The 436-nt window shown below is 76.1% G+C and carries 1 pseudogene; it reads left to right on the plus strand.

Features of this window, described 5'->3' with window-relative positions:
* A pseudogene (locus LPA54_RS39330) lies at positions 1–400 on the plus strand (septal ring lytic transglycosylase RlpA family protein); the annotation flags it as partial.
* Positions 401–436: the final 36 nt, after the last annotated feature.

The following is a 436-nucleotide window of genomic DNA, read 5'->3' on the forward strand; positions in this document are numbered from 1 at the left end:
GGGGTCCGGGTGCACGGTTGGGGAGTCGGCTCAGGGCGCCCAGCCGGCGCAGCCGGAGCAGTCCGCCCCGTCGCAGCCCGCCGCGGGCGGCCAGGCGGGGCAGGACGGGCAGGCGGGCCAGGACGGGCTGGCGGGCGGCGGCGCCGCGGGCGGTGTGCAGGTGTGCAACGGCTCCACGGTCACCCGGTCCGGCGAGGCCGGCGCCCCGGCCGCGTCCAGCAGCCAGTTCCCGGCCGGCACCCGGCTCAAGGTCACCAACCTGGACAACGCCAAGTCCACGACGGGGGAGGTCACCTCGGTGTCCGGCAGCTGCGTGCTGCTCTACAACGCCGCCTTCGAACAGGTCCGCGAGCCGGGCAAGTTCCTGATCCGCCGGGCCCTGATCGAGACGGTGGGGTGAGGTCCCCAGGGTGAGGTTCCCGCACGGGCGGGGTCC

The organism is Streptomyces sp. DH12 (assembly GCF_020873895.1).
Taxonomy (GTDB): Bacteria; Actinomycetota; Actinomycetes; order Streptomycetales; family Streptomycetaceae; genus Streptomyces.